17 protein-coding genes and 1 pseudogene are annotated in these 19,550 nt (G+C 42.2%); 15 read left to right on the top strand and 3 right to left on the bottom strand.

What is annotated here, in order from left to right:
* Nucleotides 1-108: 108 nt before the first annotated feature.
* Nucleotides 109-315 carry a hypothetical protein gene (locus NBH07_RS08725; protein ID WP_009016546.1) on the bottom strand — a complete coding sequence of 69 codons (207 nt, stop codon included), beginning with the start codon at nt 313-315 and terminating at the stop codon, nt 109-111.
* Between NBH07_RS08725 and NBH07_RS08720 the strand changes: the two are divergent.
* A pseudogene (locus NBH07_RS08720) lies at nt 301-1,806 on the top strand (TonB-dependent receptor domain-containing protein); the annotation flags it as partial. The gene NBH07_RS08725 and the pseudogene NBH07_RS08720 sit on opposite strands and share 15 nt — an antisense overlap.
* Before the next feature lie 16 nt (nt 1,807-1,822).
* Complete coding sequence (locus NBH07_RS08715) at nt 1,823-3,490, top strand: RagB/SusD family nutrient uptake outer membrane protein (protein WP_121772701.1); 1,668 nt, start codon at nt 1,823-1,825, stop codon at nt 3,488-3,490.
* Between the two features lie 44 nt (nt 3,491-3,534).
* Here the strand turns inward: NBH07_RS08715 and NBH07_RS08710 are convergent, their stop codons facing one another.
* A complete protein-coding gene (locus NBH07_RS08710; RefSeq protein WP_156682759.1) occupies nt 3,535-4,911 on the bottom strand; it encodes an MATE family efflux transporter in 1,377 nt (458 codons plus the stop codon).
* A 560-nt stretch (nt 4,912-5,471) separates the two neighbouring features.
* Between NBH07_RS08710 and NBH07_RS08705 the strand changes: the two genes are divergently transcribed.
* The 3 genes from NBH07_RS08705 (at nt 5,472) to NBH07_RS08695 (ending at nt 9,984) form a co-directional block, all read left to right on the top strand.
* The gene (locus tag NBH07_RS08705; RefSeq protein ID WP_156682758.1) at nt 5,472-7,238 is read left to right on the top strand and encodes a tetratricopeptide repeat protein; all 1,767 of its coding nucleotides are present in this window, start codon (nt 5,472-5,474) and stop codon (nt 7,236-7,238) included.
* Nucleotides 7,239-7,372: 134 nt separating this feature from the next.
* Nucleotides 7,373-8,320 carry a glycosyltransferase family 2 protein gene (locus NBH07_RS08700; RefSeq protein ID WP_250833498.1) on the top strand — a complete coding sequence of 316 codons (948 nt, stop codon included), beginning with the start codon at nt 7,373-7,375 and terminating at the stop codon, nt 8,318-8,320.
* Nucleotides 8,321-8,406: 86 nt separating this feature from the next.
* Nucleotides 8,407-9,984: an outer membrane protein assembly factor BamB family protein gene (locus NBH07_RS08695; protein WP_008773166.1), complete on the top strand. Its 1,578-nt coding sequence runs from the start codon at nt 8,407-8,409 to the stop codon at nt 9,982-9,984.
* Between the two features lie 49 nt (nt 9,985-10,033).
* On the opposite strand, the gene NBH07_RS08690 is transcribed toward NBH07_RS08695, so the two are convergent.
* The gene (locus tag NBH07_RS08690) at nt 10,034-11,233 is read right to left on the bottom strand and encodes a hypothetical protein (protein ID WP_008778963.1); all 1,200 of its coding nucleotides are present in this window, start codon (nt 11,231-11,233) and stop codon (nt 10,034-10,036) included.
* Nucleotides 11,234-11,470: 237 nt separating this feature from the next.
* On the opposite strand from NBH07_RS08690, the gene NBH07_RS08685 reads away from it, so the two are divergent.
* The 10 genes from NBH07_RS08685 to NBH07_RS08640 all read left to right on the top strand — a co-directional run bounded on the left by NBH07_RS08685 (nt 11,471) and on the right by NBH07_RS08640 (nt 19,505).
* Nucleotides 11,471-12,175 carry a TapB family protein gene (locus NBH07_RS08685; RefSeq protein WP_005860303.1) on the top strand — a complete coding sequence of 235 codons (705 nt, stop codon included), beginning with the start codon at nt 11,471-11,473 and terminating at the stop codon, nt 12,173-12,175.
* Nucleotides 12,176-12,326: 151 nt separating this feature from the next.
* Complete coding sequence (locus NBH07_RS08680; RefSeq protein WP_009016772.1) at nt 12,327-12,731, top strand: PH domain-containing protein; 405 nt, start codon at nt 12,327-12,329, stop codon at nt 12,729-12,731.
* A gap of 10 nt (nt 12,732-12,741) precedes the next feature.
* Nucleotides 12,742-14,088: a dihydrolipoyl dehydrogenase gene (lpdA, locus tag NBH07_RS08675; RefSeq protein ID WP_156682756.1), complete on the top strand. Its 1,347-nt coding sequence runs from the start codon at nt 12,742-12,744 to the stop codon at nt 14,086-14,088.
* Between the two features lie 36 nt (nt 14,089-14,124).
* Nucleotides 14,125-14,850 carry a DUF4271 domain-containing protein gene (locus NBH07_RS08670; protein ID WP_008773164.1) on the top strand — a complete coding sequence of 242 codons (726 nt, stop codon included), beginning with the start codon at nt 14,125-14,127 and terminating at the stop codon, nt 14,848-14,850.
* Nucleotides 14,847-15,602 (top strand): uroporphyrinogen-III synthase, encoded by a 756-nt coding sequence (locus tag NBH07_RS08665; protein WP_029257164.1) that lies wholly within the window; start codon nt 14,847-14,849, stop codon nt 15,600-15,602. Before NBH07_RS08670 ends, NBH07_RS08665 begins: the two co-directional genes overlap by 4 nt.
* A complete protein-coding gene (gene rnpA / locus NBH07_RS08660; RefSeq protein WP_009016771.1) occupies nt 15,602-15,988 on the top strand; it encodes a ribonuclease P protein component in 387 nt (128 codons plus the stop codon). The genes NBH07_RS08665 and rnpA overlap by 1 nt, the downstream gene beginning before the upstream one ends.
* Nucleotides 15,988-16,209, top strand: a complete 222-nt coding sequence (gene yidD, locus NBH07_RS08655) for a membrane protein insertion efficiency factor YidD (protein WP_005863660.1) — start codon at nt 15,988-15,990, stop codon at nt 16,207-16,209. The genes rnpA and yidD overlap by 1 nt, the downstream gene beginning before the upstream one ends.
* Nucleotides 16,193-16,864, top strand: coding sequence for a TatD family hydrolase (locus NBH07_RS08650; protein ID WP_156682755.1), 672 nt, complete (start codon nt 16,193-16,195; stop codon nt 16,862-16,864). Before yidD ends, NBH07_RS08650 begins: the two co-directional genes overlap by 17 nt.
* Nucleotides 16,865-16,967: 103 nt before the next feature.
* Nucleotides 16,968-18,260, top strand: a complete 1,293-nt coding sequence (gene tyrS, locus NBH07_RS08645; protein WP_008778966.1) for a tyrosine--tRNA ligase — start codon at nt 16,968-16,970, stop codon at nt 18,258-18,260.
* A 477-nt stretch (nt 18,261-18,737) separates the two neighbouring features.
* Nucleotides 18,738-19,505, top strand: coding sequence for a glycoside hydrolase family 16 protein (locus NBH07_RS08640; protein ID WP_009016769.1), 768 nt, complete (start codon nt 18,738-18,740; stop codon nt 19,503-19,505).
* Nucleotides 19,506-19,550: the final 45 nt, after the last annotated feature.

Below are 19,550 nucleotides of genomic sequence, written 5' to 3'. Positions count from 1 at the left end.
GTTGTTCCTTTTGCGCTTGCTTTTCGTACAAAATAAATATTGACTACAGGTTTTCCGGATAGAGCCTTGCGGGTTGTGTTACTGCAACCCGGCTTGCAGTGGAGGTCTTTAGAATTGGACGGATAATCCCAGCGTGAAGGTACGGGCTACAGGATAGATGGAAGTGGTCTCGATACCGGGTTCTACGCCATTCACGTTGATATTAGCGGGATCGCCTCCGGTATATCCGGTAAGTGTAAATACATTATTTACCGAGAAATAGCAGCGTAACGATTGAATCCATTTATTGTCTGGGAGAGGGGACAAAAATATCATTATACGGGATTTAGCGCCGGTGCCCGTGGCTTTGAGACGGATTACTTCGGTTATAACAACCTGAAAGCGGGTGGTACGGTGAAATACGGAGACGTGACTTCTTTCCAAAACGAGAATCGTCTGGCCTCATTCATGGGTCGTTTCAATTATATGTATGACAACCGTTTTATCGCCACCGTGAACTTACGTGCGGACGGTTCCTCTAAATTGGGTATGAATAATAAATGGGGCTTCTTCCCTTCCGCTTCCGCCGCTTGGGTGTTGAATGAGGAGGCTTTCTTGAAAGACGTGGATTGGCTGAGCCAGTTGAAACTACGTGCGGGTTATGGTCTGACCGGTAACCAAGATGCTATCGAGGCTTATAACTCGTTGGCTTTGATGAGCCCGAACGGTGTGACTTCCGTCAATGGAAATTCTACCGCTACCTATGGCTTTACACGTAACTCGAACCCGGACTTGCGTTGGGAGGTGAAAAAGACATTCGATGTGGGTGTGGACGCTGGTATCCTCGATGGCCGCTTTACGTTGACCGCCGATTGGTATACTTCCAAGACTACGGATCTGTTGTATAAATACGCGGTTCCGGTTCCTCCGTTCGTATATCCGGAATTATTGGCGAACTTGGGAGAGATGACCAACTCCGGCGTGGAATTGGCTGTAAGCGGTGGTATCGTGAAGACAAAGGACTTCGATTTCAACATGGGCGTGAATTTCTCTTACCAGAAGAATAAATTGAACTCCTTGAGCGGTTCTTATATGGGACAAGAGTTGCAGGCGAAACAATATATGGATCTGTCCAGTATGAGTGGTGCCGGTTTCGTAGGAAACAACCGTGTGGTTTATCAGATGGTAGGCCAGCCTGTCGGAGTGTTCTACATTCCTCGTTGCTTGGGCTTGACTCCGGCTTTGGATGAGAATGGAAACGCTATCGAAGGCCGCTATATCTACAACTTGGATCAGACGATCGATGGAAAAGAGGGTTTGGATACCAATGATGGTGGCGACCGTTATATCGCCGGACAAGCCATGCCGAAATATTATCTGGGAATGAACTTCAGCTTCCGCTACAAACGCTTTGACTTGATGACGCAGATGAACGGCGCTTTCGGTCATAAGATCTTCAACGGTACATCGCTAGCTTATATGAACTTGAGCCAGTTCCCTACATACAACGCGTTGGCTAAGGCTCCGGAAAGCAAGATCTACGACCAGTCGATCTCTGATTATTGGTTGGAAAAGGGTAATTATTTGAATATCGATTATATTACGTTGGGTTACAACATCGATTGCAAGAAGATCGAGAAATACGTGAAGAATATCCGTGTGACATTCTCGGTGAACAACGTAGCTACGATCACGGGTTACTCCGGTTTGTCTCCGATGATTAACAGTACGACGGTCGATAAAGATAATAATGACCTAGGTATGGATAACAAACGTTTCTATCCGTTATCCCGTACGTATTCATTAGGTTTGAGTGTTAACTTCTAAATCCATTTAAAGAGTCATGAAAAAGAAATTTATATATAGCTTTATGATAGCCGCTGCCGCCGCGGCATTTTCTTCCTGTTCTAATTTTTTGGAAGAGCGTCCTACAGACGCGTTTGATGAGGAGACCGCGTTCCAAAGCCCTACGTTGGTCTATGTAAACACGGTTGCGAGCTTGTACAATAATATGTTTAAGATCATGGGTAACGACCGTCATGTATATGACTTGAATACCTTCTCCAGCGATGAGGCTATGCTTCCTTGCCGTATTGGCGACTGGGAAGATGGCGGTTTATGGCAGAATATTTTCTTACACCGTTGGGGCACGATGAATGATTTGACCAAGAACTCTTGGGATTTCTTGTATGAGCAGATCGGAAAATGCAACCAGAGTGTTGATAAGTTGCAAGCCTTTGCCGAGGAACAACCGGACGTGGAATATTTCAAGGTTTATCTGGAAGAGGTCCGTGCGGTCCGTGCGTTTTTCTATTATGAGTTGTTGGATTTGTTCGCTCGTGTTCCGTTGGTAACTTCCTCTACGACACCGATGTCTGAGGTAAAGCAATCTGAGCGTAGCGTTGTATTTAACTTTGTCCGTTCGGAGTTGGAGGAGGCGTTGCCTTATCTTTCAGATAACCGCAGTAACCAAAAAGGTGAGTATTACGGGCGTATTACCAAGCCGGTGGCTTATATGATCTTGGCTAAGTTGGCGTTGAACGCGGAGGTTTATGCGGACGACAATTGGACGGACGGTAATCGTCCGGATGGAAAGAACATCAAGTTTACCGTTGACGGTAAAGAGATGAACGCTTGGGAAGCTACGATCGCCTATGTGGATAAGTTGGAGGCTTTGGGCTATAAGTTGCAGGGAAACTTCTCTGAGAATTTCGCCGTAGCGAACGAGACCTCGGTTGAGAATATTTTCACGGTTCCTATGGACCCGGTCGCTTATCCGGACGCTAAGGACTACAATTTGGTACGTACCCGCCATTATGATCATGCAACCGCTTACGGCCAATCCGGATGGAATGGCTCTTGCGCTACGGTGAAGGCGATGAACGTGTTTAAGTTCGGTACGGCGGATGAGGATCCTCGTTGTAAGCTTACTTATTTTACGGGCGAGGTGACCGGCCCGGATGGAAAGACGATCTATACGGAATGGGACGGACAGAAAGTGCCTTTGAAATATGAGCCGAACGCCCCGAAGGTATATATGGATGCCTCCGATGGTTTGTTGGTGAAGACCGCCGGAGCTCGTATGGCTAAATATGAGTTCGACCAGAATGCTCAGGATGGTGGAAACTTGCATGGAAATGACTGCGTGATCTTCCGTTTCGCCGACGCGTTGCTGATGAAGGCGGAAGCCAAGATTCGTCTGGGACAGAATGGAGACGATGAGGTGAACCAAGTTCGTAACCGTGTAGGTGCCAAACCGCTACAAAACGTAACGCTGGATACGCTATTAGACGAGCGTATGCTTGAATTAGCTTGGGAAGGCGTACGCCGGCAGGATTTGATCCGTTTCGGCAAGTTTACCGAGGCTACGGTAGACCGCTATGTAGGCGTGAAACATTCCGCCAGCTCGCTGGATTATCAAGAGGATAAGACGGGATATACAACGGTATTCTCCATCTATGCCGATATCCTTAGCCTGAATCCTAACTTGACACAGAATCCGGGATATTAATACGATTCATTTTAATCTTTAAGGCTTTATCAGGGGGCTGTCCGTTATTGGGCAGCCCTTTCTTCTTTTTTCTTGATTTTCCCTAGTATCTTCGGGAATTTCCATATAAATAACAACGTACAGCAAATAGCGGCCGTGGCATCCGATACGGCTTCTGCCGCATATACGCCGGTTACCCCCATAAAATGAGGTAATAGTAATGCCAAAGGAATCAAGAGGATTACTTTACGAAGCAAGGCGATAAAGATAGATATCTTAGCTTGTCCCAACGCTACGAACATATTCTGGCAAGCTCGTTGTAAGCCAAAAATCGTCATACCCGCCAAGAAGATGGGCATGGCCCAACGGACGGTATCGATCAACTCCTTGTCGCTTGTAAAAGCGGAGGCTACGGTTGAGGGGAATAAGATCATGAATAGCATGAGTATCAAGTTGAAAGAGAACATAACGATTAGCACGATACGAAAACAATCTTTCACCCGCTGTTTGTCTCCATGTCCGTAATTATAGCTTATGATCGGTACGAATCCTTGGGCGAAACCGGTCAGCGGTACGCTAGCGAATTGCATGGCACTCTGTAAGATAGCCAATGCGCTCACATAGATATCGCCAAAATTTTTCAAACTACTATTCAAGACGAAACCGACCAGACTCTCCGTGCTGGCCATGATGAACGGAGAAATTCCCAAAGCGAACATCGAGAGTACGATTCTTCGGTCCAGTCTCATATACCGCCTTTCCAAAGGCAAGGAGGCACGTCTTGAGAAAAGGAAGCTCAATACCCATATGGCACTGCAAGCTTGCGATAGGATCGTGGCGAGCGCAGCGCCTTTTACCCCCATATCCAACCAGAAAATGAAGATAGGGTCTAATACGATATTCAATAAAGCCCCGATCAAAACTGAGCACATAGCGATAGACGGACGCCCTTGTGCGTTGATAAAGGCATTCAAGCCCGTGGATATCTCGACAAACAGAGTGCCCAGTAAATAAATAGAGAGATAATCCACCGCATATCCTAACGTATATTTTGATGCTCCTGTAAAAAGCAGGATCGGTTCCATGAAGGTATAGGTGATGAGGGAAGTGAATATAGTAAATAGGATAAGCAATATAAATCCATTTCCCACTATTTTTCCGGCCCGTTCCCGGTCGCCCTGCCCGAGAGCGATAGCCGCTAACGGCGAACCTCCCGCTCCCACGATAGCGGAGAAAGAGGAGATCAAGATCACGATGGAGGTGGTCACCCCTATACCGGCCAAAGCGTTTGTCCCGATCTCGGGAATATGCCCGATATAGATACGATCTACGATATTGTAAAGTAGGTTGACAAATTGGGCCGCTACCGCCGGAAGCGCCATTTTGAAAACCAGCGGTAGCATACGTTCCGTACCTAGCCTAGCCTCGTATTTGTTCTTCATATTCAATCGGGATTTCAATTAAAATGGCTGCAAAGTTACAAGAACTTGTTGGATTATATAATCGAGTTCCATAAATTACCAGTTAATAAAAAACACTTAATATCTACCACATCTACAATTCCTTCTTATATGCCTTATAAATAAACATCTTATATAGTGGTTGTAGATAGAAAATATCTACAATTATCATTCTTTATCTACCATGTTTTGATAGAAAACGCAAGAAACCAAATTATCGTTTAGGTTCGTGTGTCGTAGTGCCTATATATGTAAAAGTAGTTTCTATTAGGGAAAACAAAAGTTTCGTGCTGAAGAAACTTTAGTTTCTATATAGGGAAACAAAAGTTTTCTGCTTGATAAACTTTTGTTTTTTACCATAAAAACTGCAAATGCTTATATGCTAATATTTTAAATACATAATACAACTAGTAGATACGTAGTGTGCCGCATCTCCCTACTGGCTGATTGTATCTCAAAATCACTATTGAAAAACAAATATTTTAGTGGTATTTATAAAATAAATTTTATAACTTGCGTTTAAGTTGTAAACTGTAATCTAAATGAAGAGAACACTAGGACTGACTTTGCTACTTTTCGCTACCCTTTTTTCTTGTATGCGCCAAGAAAAACCATTACCAGCGGAATTATCTCGTGCGGAATCTGTTATGTGGGAGCATCCGGATAGCGCTCTATCTATATTACGTTCTATGCCTCAATCATCACTTTCAAGCGGAAAGAACTATGCTACTTGGGCACTATTGTTGGCACAAGCCCGGGATAAGGTATATGGTAAACGCCTTCCGGATTCGTTGAATATCCCTTTTTCGGATAAGTTGGTTCAAGATGCGATGGATTATTTCGAGAAGGAGGATGACTTGAAAAGGATGGCGCAAGCGTATTATTATAAGGGACAATTATTGGAGGATCAGAAAAAGTTAACGGAAGCGATACCTCTCTTTTTAAAGTCTAAAGATATAATGACAAGGTTGGATGAGCCGCTTTTTACTTATCTGATCTGCCAATCATTAGGAAATACGTATCGTTATCAAGATCTTTATGAAGAATCGTTGGTACAATTAAAGGATGCTTATCAATACGCATTACGATCAGGAAATGGAGAACGGATATCTTATGCTCTATCGGAGCTGGGAAGAACTTATGTACATATAAATGAGATGGATAGTGCCTTATTCTATTTTGGTAAATCATTGGAAAATGCTAAAAGATTAGGAAATTTAGAACTTGAAGCTATGGCTATGGGAGAATTGGGGTTTGTCTATGGGAAACTGAGACTGTATGAAAATGCTTTACAATATATAAGAAAAGAGGTCGATATAAAACAAGAAATATCATGTAGAGAATTACCTCAAGCTTATTATGGGCTAGGTTATGTTTTTTTCGATGCTGGTCAGTTAGATTCATCGAAAGTGTATTTTCTTAAATCATTAGAAACAGATAACTTGTATACGATAAAAGGAGCCTATGACTTTTTATCTAAAATAGAGGAAGAGCAAAATAAATATACAGATGCCATATATTACAATAAACAATACCGTATTTATTCTGATTCGATATATGTATTGACTCATACATATGATCTGGCTGAACTTCAAGCAAGATATGATCATGAGAGATTGTTGAACATAAATAACCAGCTAAAACTAGAAAAAACGAATCAAGAGATAATCGGCTTGTTTGTCACCGCGGTTCTGTTGATTCTTATAATAGTGTATCAATATCGTGTATTGCGGAAGGAAAAATCTTTAGCGCATGCTAGAGAGCAAATACGAATTTACAAGGAATCGATAAGAGAGAATGAGAATCGTATAAAAGAAAATGAGCAATTGATCGCCACGTTAAATAATAAACAGCAGGAAATCGATGAGATTGTTTCAGAGAATAAAAGTTTATTGGATCAAAATGCGGAGTCCCATAAAGAGATAGAGAAATATGAAGAGCTACTGAAATCCTCATATAAGAAACTAGATGAGCAATTGCCTTATTTCGATAAATTGAAAGACCTAAAAGAGCATCCTAGATATCTGAAGGATGCAGATTGGTCATTAATCATAAACTGGACAAACTTGCAATACCATCAGTTCTATACACGGTTAGAGAAAGATTTCCCCGATTTCTCCGAATTAGATAAGCGATATTGCTGCTTGATCAAGATGGGGTTCAGTTCTTCCCAAATAGCTGTTTTTGCGAACTCTCTCCCCGAGTCTGTATCCAAACAGAAACAGCGTATCAAACAGCGTATCAAAAAAAGTAAACAAATACCTTCCGACGTAAGCTTCTTGCTAGATCAATATCTCAAAGAGTACTAAAAACAGGGGATGTCCATATGTTTGTTTTTAATTTGTTGATTATCAGTGGTGTCTGGTCTTGATTTGTCCATGTGTGTTCCTTGACTATGTATGAAAATGAGTCTACATTTGTGCTAGACTTTTATACAAAAGATATGCGTTTATACTCCATTATAATTCCTGTTTATAACAGGCCGGATGAGCTTGATGACCTGTTATCAAGCCTTTGCAAGCAAACCTATGTCCATTTTGAGGTTATCGTGGTGGAGGATGGTTCGGAGATACCGGCGAAAGAGATCGTAAGGCGATACCAAGAGCGGTTGGACCTCCATTATTGTGTGATCACGAACTCCGGCCCGGGTATGGCGCGTAATCATGGCGCTAGGCAAGCGCGTGGCGAGTATCTGCTCATACTGGATTCTGACGTGGTACTACCCTCCACGTGGCTTGAGCATATACACGACTCGTTGAATCATTATCCGGTGGATGCGTTCGGTGGTCCGGATAAGGCGTATGCCTCGTTTTCCCCGATCCAGAAGGCGATCAATTACGCCATGACCTCATTCCTGACGACCGGTGGTATCCGCGGCGGGAAGAAAAAGTTGGATAAATTTTATCCCCGTAGTTTTAATATGGGAATAAGGCGGGATGTATATGAGCGTCTGGGCGGTTTTTCCGGCATGCGATATGGTGAGGACATTGATTTTAGCATACGGATCATGGAGGCTGGTTATCGGACCCGGCTATTTCCTTCGGCATGGGTTTATCATAAAAGGCGGACGGATCTCATGCAGTTCTTCCGTCAGGTGCGTCATTCGGGGGAGGCCCGGATCGCGTTGAACCGGAAACATCCCGGCTCATTGAAATTGGTACATTGCTTACCGGCATTATTCACGTTTTCAGTCTGTCTATTGGTTATCAGTTCATTCTTTTGCCGCTTGTTTCTGGTGCCTCTTATTATTTATGCCCTTTTATTGTTTGTAGACGCAATGTTCCGCAATAAATGTGATTTACGTGTAGGATCGCTATCCGTAATAGCCTCTTTTACGCAATTATTGGGATATGGTACAGGGTTCCTTAGAAGTATTATGAACTTTCCATGAAGAGGAATCTAATTATAATAATGTGACTTGTATTTCGTTAGAAAAATATCAAAAGTGAAATTGTATCAAATAATTATTGTGGAGATATGAGGGTCATCAAAATTTTCTTGCTGTTTGTTTGTTGTATTTCATTAGATGTACAATCTCAAACATTTTTGTCGGACACATTGGGTATCAATGAGGATGGCTCTGTTATCATTGCTAAAAGTTTGGCTTTACCCGGCTGGATTCTTGGAGTAGATGTGGATTCGACGGATAATTTGCTTTTTATCCGGTATCGGAATTTGTCGAAAAATGAGACTTCCTTGAAAAATAGGGGGGGAATTTCCGTTTACTCCTTGGCTGATCAGAGGATGCTATGGCAACGTCCTGTCAATTATTTTAATCAAGATCCAAAGTTGACTTCAGAGGGAGTTTTGTTCGTGACAATGGGGAAGGCTACATCGTTGCTGGATTTGAAAACAGGTAATGAGGTTTGGAAGAAAAAGAAAATGATTCCTTATTGGGTGGACGCTAAGAACCGGATGTTTTTGGCTTATAAAGGCAGTTATATGAACGGGGTGTCTAACGAGTTGGAAGGCCATAGCCTTGCGACGGGAGAAAAGATGTGGAGCCGGAAAATGAGCCATGTATATGGATGGAATGAGAGTGGTTTACTGGATGACTCTACTCGATTGATTGTCTCGGATGGGATTCATCTGGTTCACATGGGAAATGGGGAAGGGCCGAGTTATGCCATGCCGACTGGGGCAAGTGATTATAAAGAGGCCGTCGCTCTTGGTGCGCTCGGTGTGGTGACGGGTGTCTTAACCGGTTTTGCGGCAGTGCCTACTGGGCCGAAGAAGGTGATGGAACTGGTATCGAATGTTTTATCGGACGACACGGTTTTTTACGTGGCAAGCCGGGAGAATTTGTTTTGCCTGGATCGGCAGTTGCAACCTAAATGGGGGTATCCGATACCTGATGGAATGGGATCTCGCTCTCATTTGTTTGCGAGAGGAGATAGCCTTTATATGATTAATATGGGAACTGGGTATCGAAATACTATTTTTGATACTTCTGAGGCTTATGCTCACGAATACTTAAGACTGAAGGTTGGCTGGCCGTTTATCGCCTGTTTCGATAAACGAAAGGGTGAGAAGGTTTGGTTCCGCCAGCTCTCGGATAAGAAAGAGATGGTGGAGGAGTTTGATATAAATTGGGAAGAGGATGCTCTGATGGTCTTGTTTTCCGATCATATCCGGAAGTACTCGTTATCTGGGGATTCCTTGTTGAGTGAGGTATCATGGAATACCGAAGTAAACGGGAAATTATTATATCTTACCAATTCTTCTTATTTCTTGCAGGATTTTGAGGATAGTACATCTTATCAGCGATATAAACGCCCGGATTCGATTTATTGTTTGATTACTGATAAGAATGAAATGGTTGAGCTAGACCAGCAACTGAATGTTTTACAAACTTATCCTTTGTCTAAGTTGCGTACGTTTAAGGCTTTACCAAATGGGGATAATTTGATATTCTTGGGAGACAAAACATTGTGGGTTAATTCAAAGGGTGAGAAGAAAGCTTATTTATATACTTCATCCAAGATGTTTAGGGTAGGTGAAAAGTTTTTCATCTATAGTTTGGATGGTAAAAAGATATATGAATTTCCTTTATAATTAGGGGATATCCAAAGGCGGGTTGGATTGGTAAGTCGTATACAAATGCTTACATGGATAGAATCCCTGTTTTTGACAATGTATCCAAATAGTTTATTATATAACTATCAATGTTTTTAGGTTCTAGGGTATCCCTTGTCCAAGAAACTTGCTTTCCTGTTTCATCAATTTCTTTTTTAGCCCTATACAATAAATCGAAGTCACGCAGTAAAGATATTTTGGAATGTATATATAGTTGACTTAAGCATTGGATTACTTCTAAGACAGTTCTTCTTTTGTGATAATTTTCAAATAAGAGAAATCGAAGATAGTTCAAAAGTATGTATTCTTTGTTAATATCTAAATTGAACTCACATATAAGAATATCCATTCTTTTCCTTAGATCCTTTTGATTATCTATACAAGGTATCTGAGAAGCGAAGTCTTGCATGTTCTTGTTGACAAAGTCTGCTTTTATCATATTTTTAGACCAGGTTATCCATTTTTCATCAATTTCCATATCAAATACTGTCATGGCAAGTATCTCGAGGGTGTTTGGTACTTTATTTAATATTGCGGTGGGATTATAGAATGTGGATGTACGCAAATCAAAACGTCTCATAGCGTACAAAAGTTCTTCAATACTTTTATTTAGGTCTAACTTCGGAAAGACTTTGACTGGTATGGTGAAAAAAGCCATGTCTTGCTTTATCTCAAAAATACATTTCTCGCTCAGATAGCGATTCACATTTTCGATATGCTGTTCTTTGTCTTTTATTGATTTAGGTATATAATAAGGAATAATCATGCAAGTGAACCAATCTTCTTTTCCTTCATTCTTTAAAAGGCAAACCTCAATTCTGAAAAGTTTTCCCTCTTTTATGCATTCGAATGCTGTTTGGCTGACCTTTTTGGGTGGACTATCCCAAAGATAGAGTCCCAATCCTTGAAGTATGTATTTTCTTAATGTCTTTGGTCTCTTATAATTGTTGATAAAAGTCAATGTCAATGTCAGAGGTAAAATAAATATGAAGGGAATCAATGAGATTGCGATCAGTAGGTCCAATGGAATATTTCCGGATATGAGACCTGTAATAATTAGAATAGCCATACAAGGTATACAAAGGATAGTCACTAAAGAAAGTGAATATAGTAACCATCCTTTCAAGGTCAGAAACTCTAGATGAGTAAATTTACCCAAATCATGTATTATTAATTGTAGGTATTGTTTGATTGTAGAGATTGATATCTTATTTTCTTCCAGTTCCATTATGCTTGTTTAATGTCTATATTAATTACAAAATTACAACATATCCTTTATAAACTGGTATATTTCATGTAAATATGTAATAGATTACTTCATAGTTATGGTTAAATGTATTGTCAAGAAAGATATTTTGGCTATTTTTAATTTTTACCTTCTGAACATTTAGGGGTTCACTCTGTTCTAACAAAGCATTGGATATCCGGCATGTATTTAGTAGTGAATTAATTAAACGTCAAAATTATGAAGGTGAAAATATTATACACGGCTTTAATCTCATTGATTGCGGGAGGAGCGATGGCGCAAGACTGTACGTTCTTCTTTCCGCAGACAGAGGGAACGGTATGGGTCCGTAAAGGATATGACGCGAAGGGAAACTTACAATCTGTTATGAGTTATCAAGTGGATGAGGTGGAAACACTACCTTCCGGTCAAGAGGTGGAAGCGGATTACGTATATACCAATCCCTCCGGTACGATCGTGAACAAAGGAGATATCAAGGCATACTGCCAGAATGGAGAATTTTTCCTCGACTCGAAAGAGACGCTCTCTTATCCGGGAGTGGTATCGGAAATGAATACGAATGTGGATATCACGGAGAACTTTATAAATTACCCAAATCCGTATGCGGCTAATTTCGATAAGAATAACGTGTATTTCGACGAGGCTTCCGTAAAGATCTACGATAAGAAGAACCGGAAGAATCGTAAGGATATGGCCATTAAGGACCGTGAGTTTATTAAAACGGAAAGCATAACAACTCCTGCCGGTACGTTCGATTGCGCTAAGGTAAAATATAATATCGCTACACGTTCCCCTAAATCAAAGGAGACAATCACTGGGTATGGCTATGAGTGGTACAGCCCGAATGTAGGCTTAGTGCGTACAGAACAATATGATAAGAATAACGTATTACAATCCTATACGGTATTGGAAGAATTAAAATAAAAAAGGCGACTACAATCTTATGATTTGTATTAACCGGTTTAAGTGGATACGCTGTTGCTGAGAAGTGACAGCGTATTTTCTTTTATGGGAAAGATTGGGCAATTTTCTTTTTGTTTGACGTTTTTCGTTAACTTGCGGCAAATTTCGGAAAATGGAAAGAGAATATAAATCAAAAGTGGGATGGTGGTATCATCTGGTGATTATCATGGTGGTAATTGGTTGTGTGGCTGCGTTTTTGCGTACCAATATATCGGCTATAGTGGGTATGATGGTCGCTGCGTTGGGGGTGCTTCATGTTTTCTTTAATACGTATTACCGGATAACGGAAGATGATATGTTGATAGCGCATTGTAGTATTTTCCCGGAGAAGAAGATCGCTATCGCTGATATAGAGGCGTTGGAATCTACCGTGATGCCGGTGTCCAGCTACGCCCTTTCGTTGGATCGGCTGATCATATGGAGCAATGGGAAACCTTGGATGCTCATATCTCCGACCAACCGGGCTGATTTTATCAAACAGTTGAGAAAGATAAATCCTAATATACAACTTAAATAGATCTAATAGTATGAAATACGATGTCGCTATAATCGGTGGAGGTCCTGCCGGTTATACTGCCGCGGAGAGAGCGGCGCAGGGTGGGCTTTCCACGATTCTTTTTGAGAAAAACGCATTGGGCGGGGTTTGTTTGAATGAGGGATGCGTGCCGACAAAGACGCTTCTTTATTCCGCTAAGACGTATGATAATATCAAGCATGCTTCCAAGTATGCGGTGAAAGCGGAGAATCCTTCTTTTGATCTCCCGAAAATCATCGCCCGTAAGAATAAGGTCGTGAAAAAGCTGACAGCCGGTATCCGTATGAAAATGACGGAGCATGGCGTGGTGATGGTTACGGCGGAAGCCTGTATCCAAGGGCGTGCGGCCGACGGGACGATTACGATCGCCGCCGGAGAAGAGCTATACGAGGCTGCGAACCTTTTGATCTGTACGGGATCAGAAACGGTAATTCCTCCTATACCCGGATTGGCGGAGACGGAATATTGGACGAGCCGGGAGGCGTTGCAATCGAAGGAGCTTCCGGCCTCTTTGGTGATAATCGGTGGAGGCGTGATCGGTATGGAGTTCGCTTCTTTCTTCAATAGCCTTGGGGTAGAGGTACATGTCGTGGAGATGTTGGATAAGATATTAGGCCCGATGGATCGTGAGCTGTCCGAAATGTTGCAAGCGGAATACGCTAAACGGGGGATTAAGTTCTATCTAAGTCATAAAGTGACCGGGGTGCATGGAACCGAGGTTTCTGTAGAGAAAGATGGGGAGACATTCACGTTACATGGCGATAAGGTCCTTTTGAGTGTAGGGCGTCGTCCGGTTACGAAAGGTTTTGGCTTGGAGACACTGGCTCCGGAGACTTTTCGTAATGGGGTGAAGGTGAATGAGTACATGCAGACTTCCCTGCCAAATGTATATGCTTGCGGTGATATTACCGCTTTTTCCTTACTGGCGCATACGGCAGTTAGCGAGGCGGAGGTGGCCGTGGATCATCTCTTGGGCAAATCGCGCCCGATGAGTTATAAGGCTATTCCGGGTGTCGTTTATACGAATCCGGAGATCGCCGGTGTCGGGAAGACAGAGGAGGAGTTGCAGGCAGAAGGTATTTCGTATACCGTGAAAAAAATACCGATGGCATTCTCTGGGCGTTTTGTCGCGGAGAATGAGATGGGGAATGGTGTTTGTAAGTTGATCTTGTCGGAGGATGAGACGTTGATCGGTGCCCATATGTTGGGTAATCCGGCCTCGGAGTTGATCGTGATCGCCGGAATCGTTATTGAGAAGGGGATGAAATCGGATGAGTTAAAGTCGTTTGTGTTCCCGCATCCTACGGTAGGAGAGATTATTAAGGAAGCGCTTTATTGAAATAATTATGTACCTTTGTGCCGATAATAGCGGCACATGGGTACATTTGAAGGATATGTAGGGATTCGTTTGTGGGACGGACAATTGGTGGACGATGTGGTCTTTAGCCTTTTGTTCGTCTTATTTATGTGTTTTGCGTTGGTGTTCCGTACCAATTATCGTTTATTCCTGAAGATGATGCGTGATGTGGTATATGTGAAAGAACGTCAAAATTTATTTGAGGTAACGAGGGGGAGCGAATGGCTCTTCCGGAATTTCATGACGTTTCAAGCCTTGTTTCTTTGTAGCGTTTGCCTTTTTGCTATCGCTAGGGCATATGGGTATTTCAACCATTTGCTAGAAAATACGGTATTGATATCTATTGGGTTGATAATGATGGTATTGATGCTGTTTTATTGGTGTAAGCGCTGTTTCTATTATTTATTGGGGGTTGTTTTTACGGACGCTCCGAAATACAAGTTTTGGAAGACTAATTATAACGCTATTATAGGAGCGTGGGGGATTTGTTTATACATTCCGGCACTTTGGTTGGTATTCGTGGGGAGCAGTATACAGATTCCTGTTTTGTTGTTTGTATTTTTCTATATTCTGTGTCGTTTTGTGATAATTTATAAGACCATACGGATATTTCACAGGAAAAATAGCAGTTTTTTATATATTAGTTTGTACCTTTGCGGCCAAGAAATATTGCCTTTAGTTTTTCTGTATGAAGGCATTATTTATTTGTATAACTTTATCGAGTCAAGTACTCTATGGCATTGAATATTAAAAAATTATTGGTATCACAACCGAAGCCTGCATCGGAGAAATCACCATATTTCGATATTGCAGAAAAATACGGTGTGGAAATAGATTTCCGCCCGTTCATCAAGGTTGAACCTTTATCTTCCAAGGAGTTCAGGCAGCAACGAATCTCGGTTTTGGATCATACCGCCGTTATTTTTACGGCTCGTACGGCTATCGATCATTTCTTTCATTTATGCGAGGAATTGCGTGTGGCTATCCCGGAAACGATGAAGTATTTCTGTATGACAGAGGCGATCGCTGTTTATCTCCAGAAGTATATCGTTTATAGAAAACGTAAGATTTTTTATGGTCAGACCGGTAAGGCAGATGATTTGGTGACTGTTATCGCCAAACATGCGAAGGAGAAATACCTAGTACCTGTTTCCGATGTACATAAAGATGATCTATTCGCTTTGTTAGATGCGAAGAAAATCAACTATACGAAAGCGGTGATGTTCCGTACGGTGAGCAATGATTTCGCGAAGGACGAGAAATTCGATTATGATATGTTGGTTTTCTTTAGTCCGTCGGGTATCTCTTCCTTATTGAAGAACTTCCCGGATTTCAAGCAAGACGATATAAAGATCGGCTGCTTTGGCCCTACTACGGCAAAGGCTGTTAAAGATGCGGGTCTGCGTTTGGACGTTGAGGCTCCCACGGTGGAAGCCCCTTCTATGACTGCTGCTTTGGATTTATATCTGAAAAAACAGCAAGACGGTAAAAAATAATGACGACAAAAAGGTATACCCTTTCAAAAGAAGAACGCCTGTCGTGGAAACGTTACATTGACCTATTATTCGAAAAAGGACAATCGTTCGTGGCGTTTCCACTGCGGGTCGTTTATTTACCGATGGAGGAAGAGATGCCTGCCCGTGCTTCCTTCTTAGTGAGTGTACCGAAGAAAAAATTTAAGAGAGCCGTAAAGCGTAACTTGATCAAACGACAGGTACGTGAGGCTTACCGGGTTCGTAAATATGATTTACTGGAACCGTTGGAAGCGAAGAATAAGGGCATGTTAATCGCTTTCCTGTACCTCGATAAAGAGATCCATCCGTACGCTGCGATGGAAAAGGCAATGAAGAAAGCGATCCATATCCTTCGGGATAAAGAATAATGAGACGCTTTTTTACCACATTACTCTTATTGCCGGTTTATTTCTATAAATATTGTATCTCTCCTATGACACCGGCTTCGTGCAGGTATACGCCCACTTGTTCCGAATATGCGGTGCAAGCCTTGAAGAAATATGGCCCTGTGAAAGGATTGTATCTTGCGGTTAAACGAATACTTCGTTGCCATCCTTGGGGTGGGAGCGGTTATGATCCGGTTCCGTAACGCCATGGGTTATTATGATATACATACGCATCAGATGCCTTTCCATAAGGAGGATATTGCGATTATAAATAGGATCGTGAGTCCAATGGGTGATATGCAGCCGGGTCCACTTCTTGATACGGTTATTCGCTCATATGGTATCCATCCGTGGTATATATATAATGTAAAGGAGCAGATGGACCTACTTAGGGTATTGGTGTCTGGTTCGGGAGTCGTGGCGATCGGAGAGGCTGGACTTGATACACTGGCCGAATCTCCAATAGATTTGCAAAAAGAGGTGTTTCTGGCACAAGCCAATTTAGCGGAGGAAACACATAAGCCATTAATCATCCATTGCGTAAAAGCGTGGGCGGATCTCATTGCCTGTAAAAAGGCCGTGAAACCGGAGATGCCTTGGATTATCCATGGCTTTCGAGGTAATGGTGAACTTGCCTCCCAATTGGTTCGCTTGGGGTTTTATCTCTCCTTTGGAGATCGTTTTAATCCATCGGCTTTGCGTGCCGCATGGCCTGATTTCCTTTTCTTGGAGACCGATGATAAATCGATTGATATCCGCGGGGTCTACCAAAATGTAGCGGAAGCGTTGGATATTCCGGAAGAAAAGCTGCGGATTCAAATCGCTAAAAACGTTTCTATCTTCCACCTAAACGGATAATTATCAATTATCAATTTTCGATTCTCAATTAAAAAGTCGTACCTTTGCCTCGTATGAGATAAAGTGACAAATATATTAATGTAATACGATATAAATTAATACGATGAATTTTGTAGAAGAATTAAGATGGAGGGGCATGATCGCTGATATGATGCCCGGGACGGAAGAGCAATTGCAGAAAGAGTTGACATCGGCCTATGTGGGGATTGACCCAACGGCAGACTCTTTGCATATCGGACACTTAGTAAGTGTGATGATGCTGAAGCATTTCCAACGTGCCGGTCATCGTCCTATCGCTTTAGTGGGTGGCGCTACCGGTATGATCGGTGACCCGTCTATGAAGTCTGCCGAGCGTAATTTGCTGGACGAGGCTACTCTTCGTCACAATCAGGATTGCATCAAGAAACAATTGGCTAAGTTCCTTGATTTTGACTCCGACGCTCCTAATGCCGCTAAGTTGGTGAACAACTATGACTGGATGAAGGGTTATTCTTTCTTGAATTTTATCCGTGATATTGGTAAGCATATTACCGTGAACTACATGATGGCTAAGGATTCAGTGAAGAAACGTTTGAGCCGCGAATCTAGTGTAGGTATGTCTTTCACCGAGTTTTCTTATCAATTGCTACAAGGCTACGATTATTTGTATTTGTATGAGCATGAGGGTTGCCGCCTACAGATGGGTGGTACTGATCAATGGGGTAATATCACGACTGGAACGGAATTGATCCGTCGTACGTTGGGAGGGGAGGCTTATGCCTTGACTTGCCCGTTAATCACGAAGGCTGACGGTGGTAAGTTCGGAAAGACGGAATCCGGTAATATCTGGTTGGATCGTCGCTATACTTCTCCGTATAAATTCTATCAATTCTGGTTAAACGTAAGCGACGCTGACGCCGCCAAATATATCAAGATCTTCACGGACTTGAGCCAAGAAGAGATCGCCGCTTTGGAGGCGGAGCAAGAGGCCGCTCCTCATTTGCGTCCGTTGCAGAAACGTTTGGCGAAAGAGGTGACTGTTATGGTTCACTCTTTGGAAGATTATGAGGCCGCTGTCGAGGCTTCCAATATCTTGTTTGGTAACTCCACGCACGAGGCTTTGTTGAAATTGGATGAGGACACATTACTAGCCGTATTCGAGGGTGTTCCTCATTTCGATATCTCCCGTGATGAATTGGCCGCAGGAATCAAGGCTGTTGATTTGTGTACTGAAAAAGCCGCTATCTTCCCTTCAAAAGGTGAGATGCGTAAATTGGTACAAAGTGGTGGCGTAAGTTTTAACAAAGAGAAATTAGCGGAGGTTGATACTGTAATCGACTGTTCTTCACTGCTTGACGATAAGTATTTATTGGTTCAAAGAGGTAAGAAAAATTATTATTTGTTGATCGCAAAGTAAAAAAATAATCAAAAAATTTGCAAGGTAAGATTTTATTCTTACCTTTGCATCGCTTTAGTAAAGCAATCGGATTGTCTCATGGTGTAATGGTAGCACTACAGTTTTTGGTTCTGTCTGTCGAGGTTCGAATCCTCGTGAGACAACTCAACAATCCAGAGAGAGGGATGTCAATTGTGGCATCCCTTTTTTATTTTGTGACATTTTCTCGTATAGATAGCTTATCCGATAAATCCCTAGGGAAAATGGGGTAGTACTTACTTTGGCCATGAAGTATATCTTCTCTGCCACTTGAAGTATATCTCCTGTGGTATTTGCAGTATAATTGCGGGGATAACCTTGCGATGTGTTTTTCATCTACACTTTTATTTATTTTTCATATATTTGTGGAAATTCTGATTTAAATCTATATTGTTATGTCACGTTCATTTCTTTTGTTTGGTTTTATCCTATATAGTGTTTTCTTGAGCAGTCTGGCGAATGCTAGTGATATCGATTTGTCTGCACCCAATGGATAAAGGCGGGTGGAAATTGATATGGAGTGAGGAGTTTGACTATACGGGATTTCCTGATTCTACGAAATGGTCTTATGATACGGAAGGTAATGTATATCAATGGGGAAATAACGAGGCTCAATATTATACATCCGGCAGAAAGGAGAACGCTTGGGTCTCGGATGGGGTGTTGAGGATTACGGCCTTGAAAGAACCGATGGAAGGTCGTTCATATACATCGGCTCGCCTGATTACGAAAGGAAAAGGGGATTGGTTGTACGGACGTTTTGAGATTCGGGCGAAACTCCCGACTGGACGAGGGACATGGCCGGCCATCTGGATGCTTCCAACGGATTGGGAATACGGGGATTGGCCAAAAAGCGGGGAAATAGATATTATGGAAAATGTGGGCTATGATCCCGACACGATCGTAGGTTCTTCGCATACGGAAAAATATAATCATGCGATCGGAACTCAAAAAAATGCTAAAATTGCGTGTCCGGATTGTTATAAAGCGTTTCACGTGTACGCCTTGGAATGGGAGGAAGATGAGTACCGGCTTTATGTAGATGATCAATTATACTTTACATTTAAGAACGAGGGGACAGGCTATGAGGTTTGGCCTTACGATAAACGCTTTCATATCTTGCTGAATCTGGCGATCGGTGGGAATTGGGGAGGCCAAAAGGGTATTGATGATTCTCTTTTTCCACATGTGTTCGAGATTGATTATGTGAGAGTTTATAAGAAGTAGGGTGTAACGTGATGTTTTTTTATTTACTTTTGTGGTACATAACAT

It is taken from the genome of Parabacteroides sp. B2-S-102, from assembly GCF_023656665.1.
GTDB classification, from domain to species: Bacteria; Bacteroidota; Bacteroidia; order Bacteroidales; family Tannerellaceae; genus Parabacteroides; species Parabacteroides distasonis.
The sequence above is the reverse complement of the archived record's forward strand: the minus strand, read 5'-3'. Positions and strand labels throughout refer to the sequence as shown.

Coding starts and splice junctions, on each gene's coding strand:
- NBH07_RS08705 (WP_156682758.1), top strand. CDS start 5,472: ATGAAGAGAACACTAGGACTGACTTTGCTACTTTTCGCTACCCTTTTT.
- NBH07_RS08700 (WP_250833498.1), top strand. CDS start 7,373: ATGCGTTTATACTCCATTATAATTCCTGTTTATAACAGGCCGGATGAG.
- yidD (WP_005863660.1), top strand. CDS start 15,988: ATGAGACGCTTTTTTACCACATTACTCTTATTGCCGGTTTATTTCTAT.
- NBH07_RS08710 (WP_156682759.1), bottom strand. CDS start 4,911: ATGAAGAACAAATACGAGGCTAGGCTAGGTACGGAACGTATGCTACCG.
- NBH07_RS08640 (WP_009016769.1), top strand. CDS start 18,738: ATGCTAGTGATATCGATTTGTCTGCACCCAATGGATAAAGGCGGGTGG.
- NBH07_RS08715 (WP_121772701.1), top strand. CDS start 1,823: ATGAAAAAGAAATTTATATATAGCTTTATGATAGCCGCTGCCGCCGCG.
- rnpA (WP_009016771.1), top strand. CDS start 15,602: ATGACGACAAAAAGGTATACCCTTTCAAAAGAAGAACGCCTGTCGTGG.
- NBH07_RS08650 (WP_156682755.1), top strand. CDS start 16,193: ATGATCCGGTTCCGTAACGCCATGGGTTATTATGATATACATACGCAT.
- NBH07_RS08670 (WP_008773164.1), top strand. CDS start 14,125: ATGGGTACATTTGAAGGATATGTAGGGATTCGTTTGTGGGACGGACAA.
- NBH07_RS08685 (WP_005860303.1), top strand. CDS start 11,471: ATGAAGGTGAAAATATTATACACGGCTTTAATCTCATTGATTGCGGGA.
- tyrS (WP_008778966.1), top strand. CDS start 16,968: ATGAATTTTGTAGAAGAATTAAGATGGAGGGGCATGATCGCTGATATG.
- lpdA (WP_156682756.1), top strand. CDS start 12,742: ATGAAATACGATGTCGCTATAATCGGTGGAGGTCCTGCCGGTTATACT.
- NBH07_RS08725 (WP_009016546.1), bottom strand. CDS start 315: ATGATATTTTTGTCCCCTCTCCCAGACAATAAATGGATTCAATCGTTA.
- NBH07_RS08695 (WP_008773166.1), top strand. CDS start 8,407: ATGAGGGTCATCAAAATTTTCTTGCTGTTTGTTTGTTGTATTTCATTA.
- NBH07_RS08690 (WP_008778963.1), bottom strand. CDS start 11,233: ATGGAACTGGAAGAAAATAAGATATCAATCTCTACAATCAAACAATAC.
- NBH07_RS08680 (WP_009016772.1), top strand. CDS start 12,327: ATGGAAAGAGAATATAAATCAAAAGTGGGATGGTGGTATCATCTGGTG.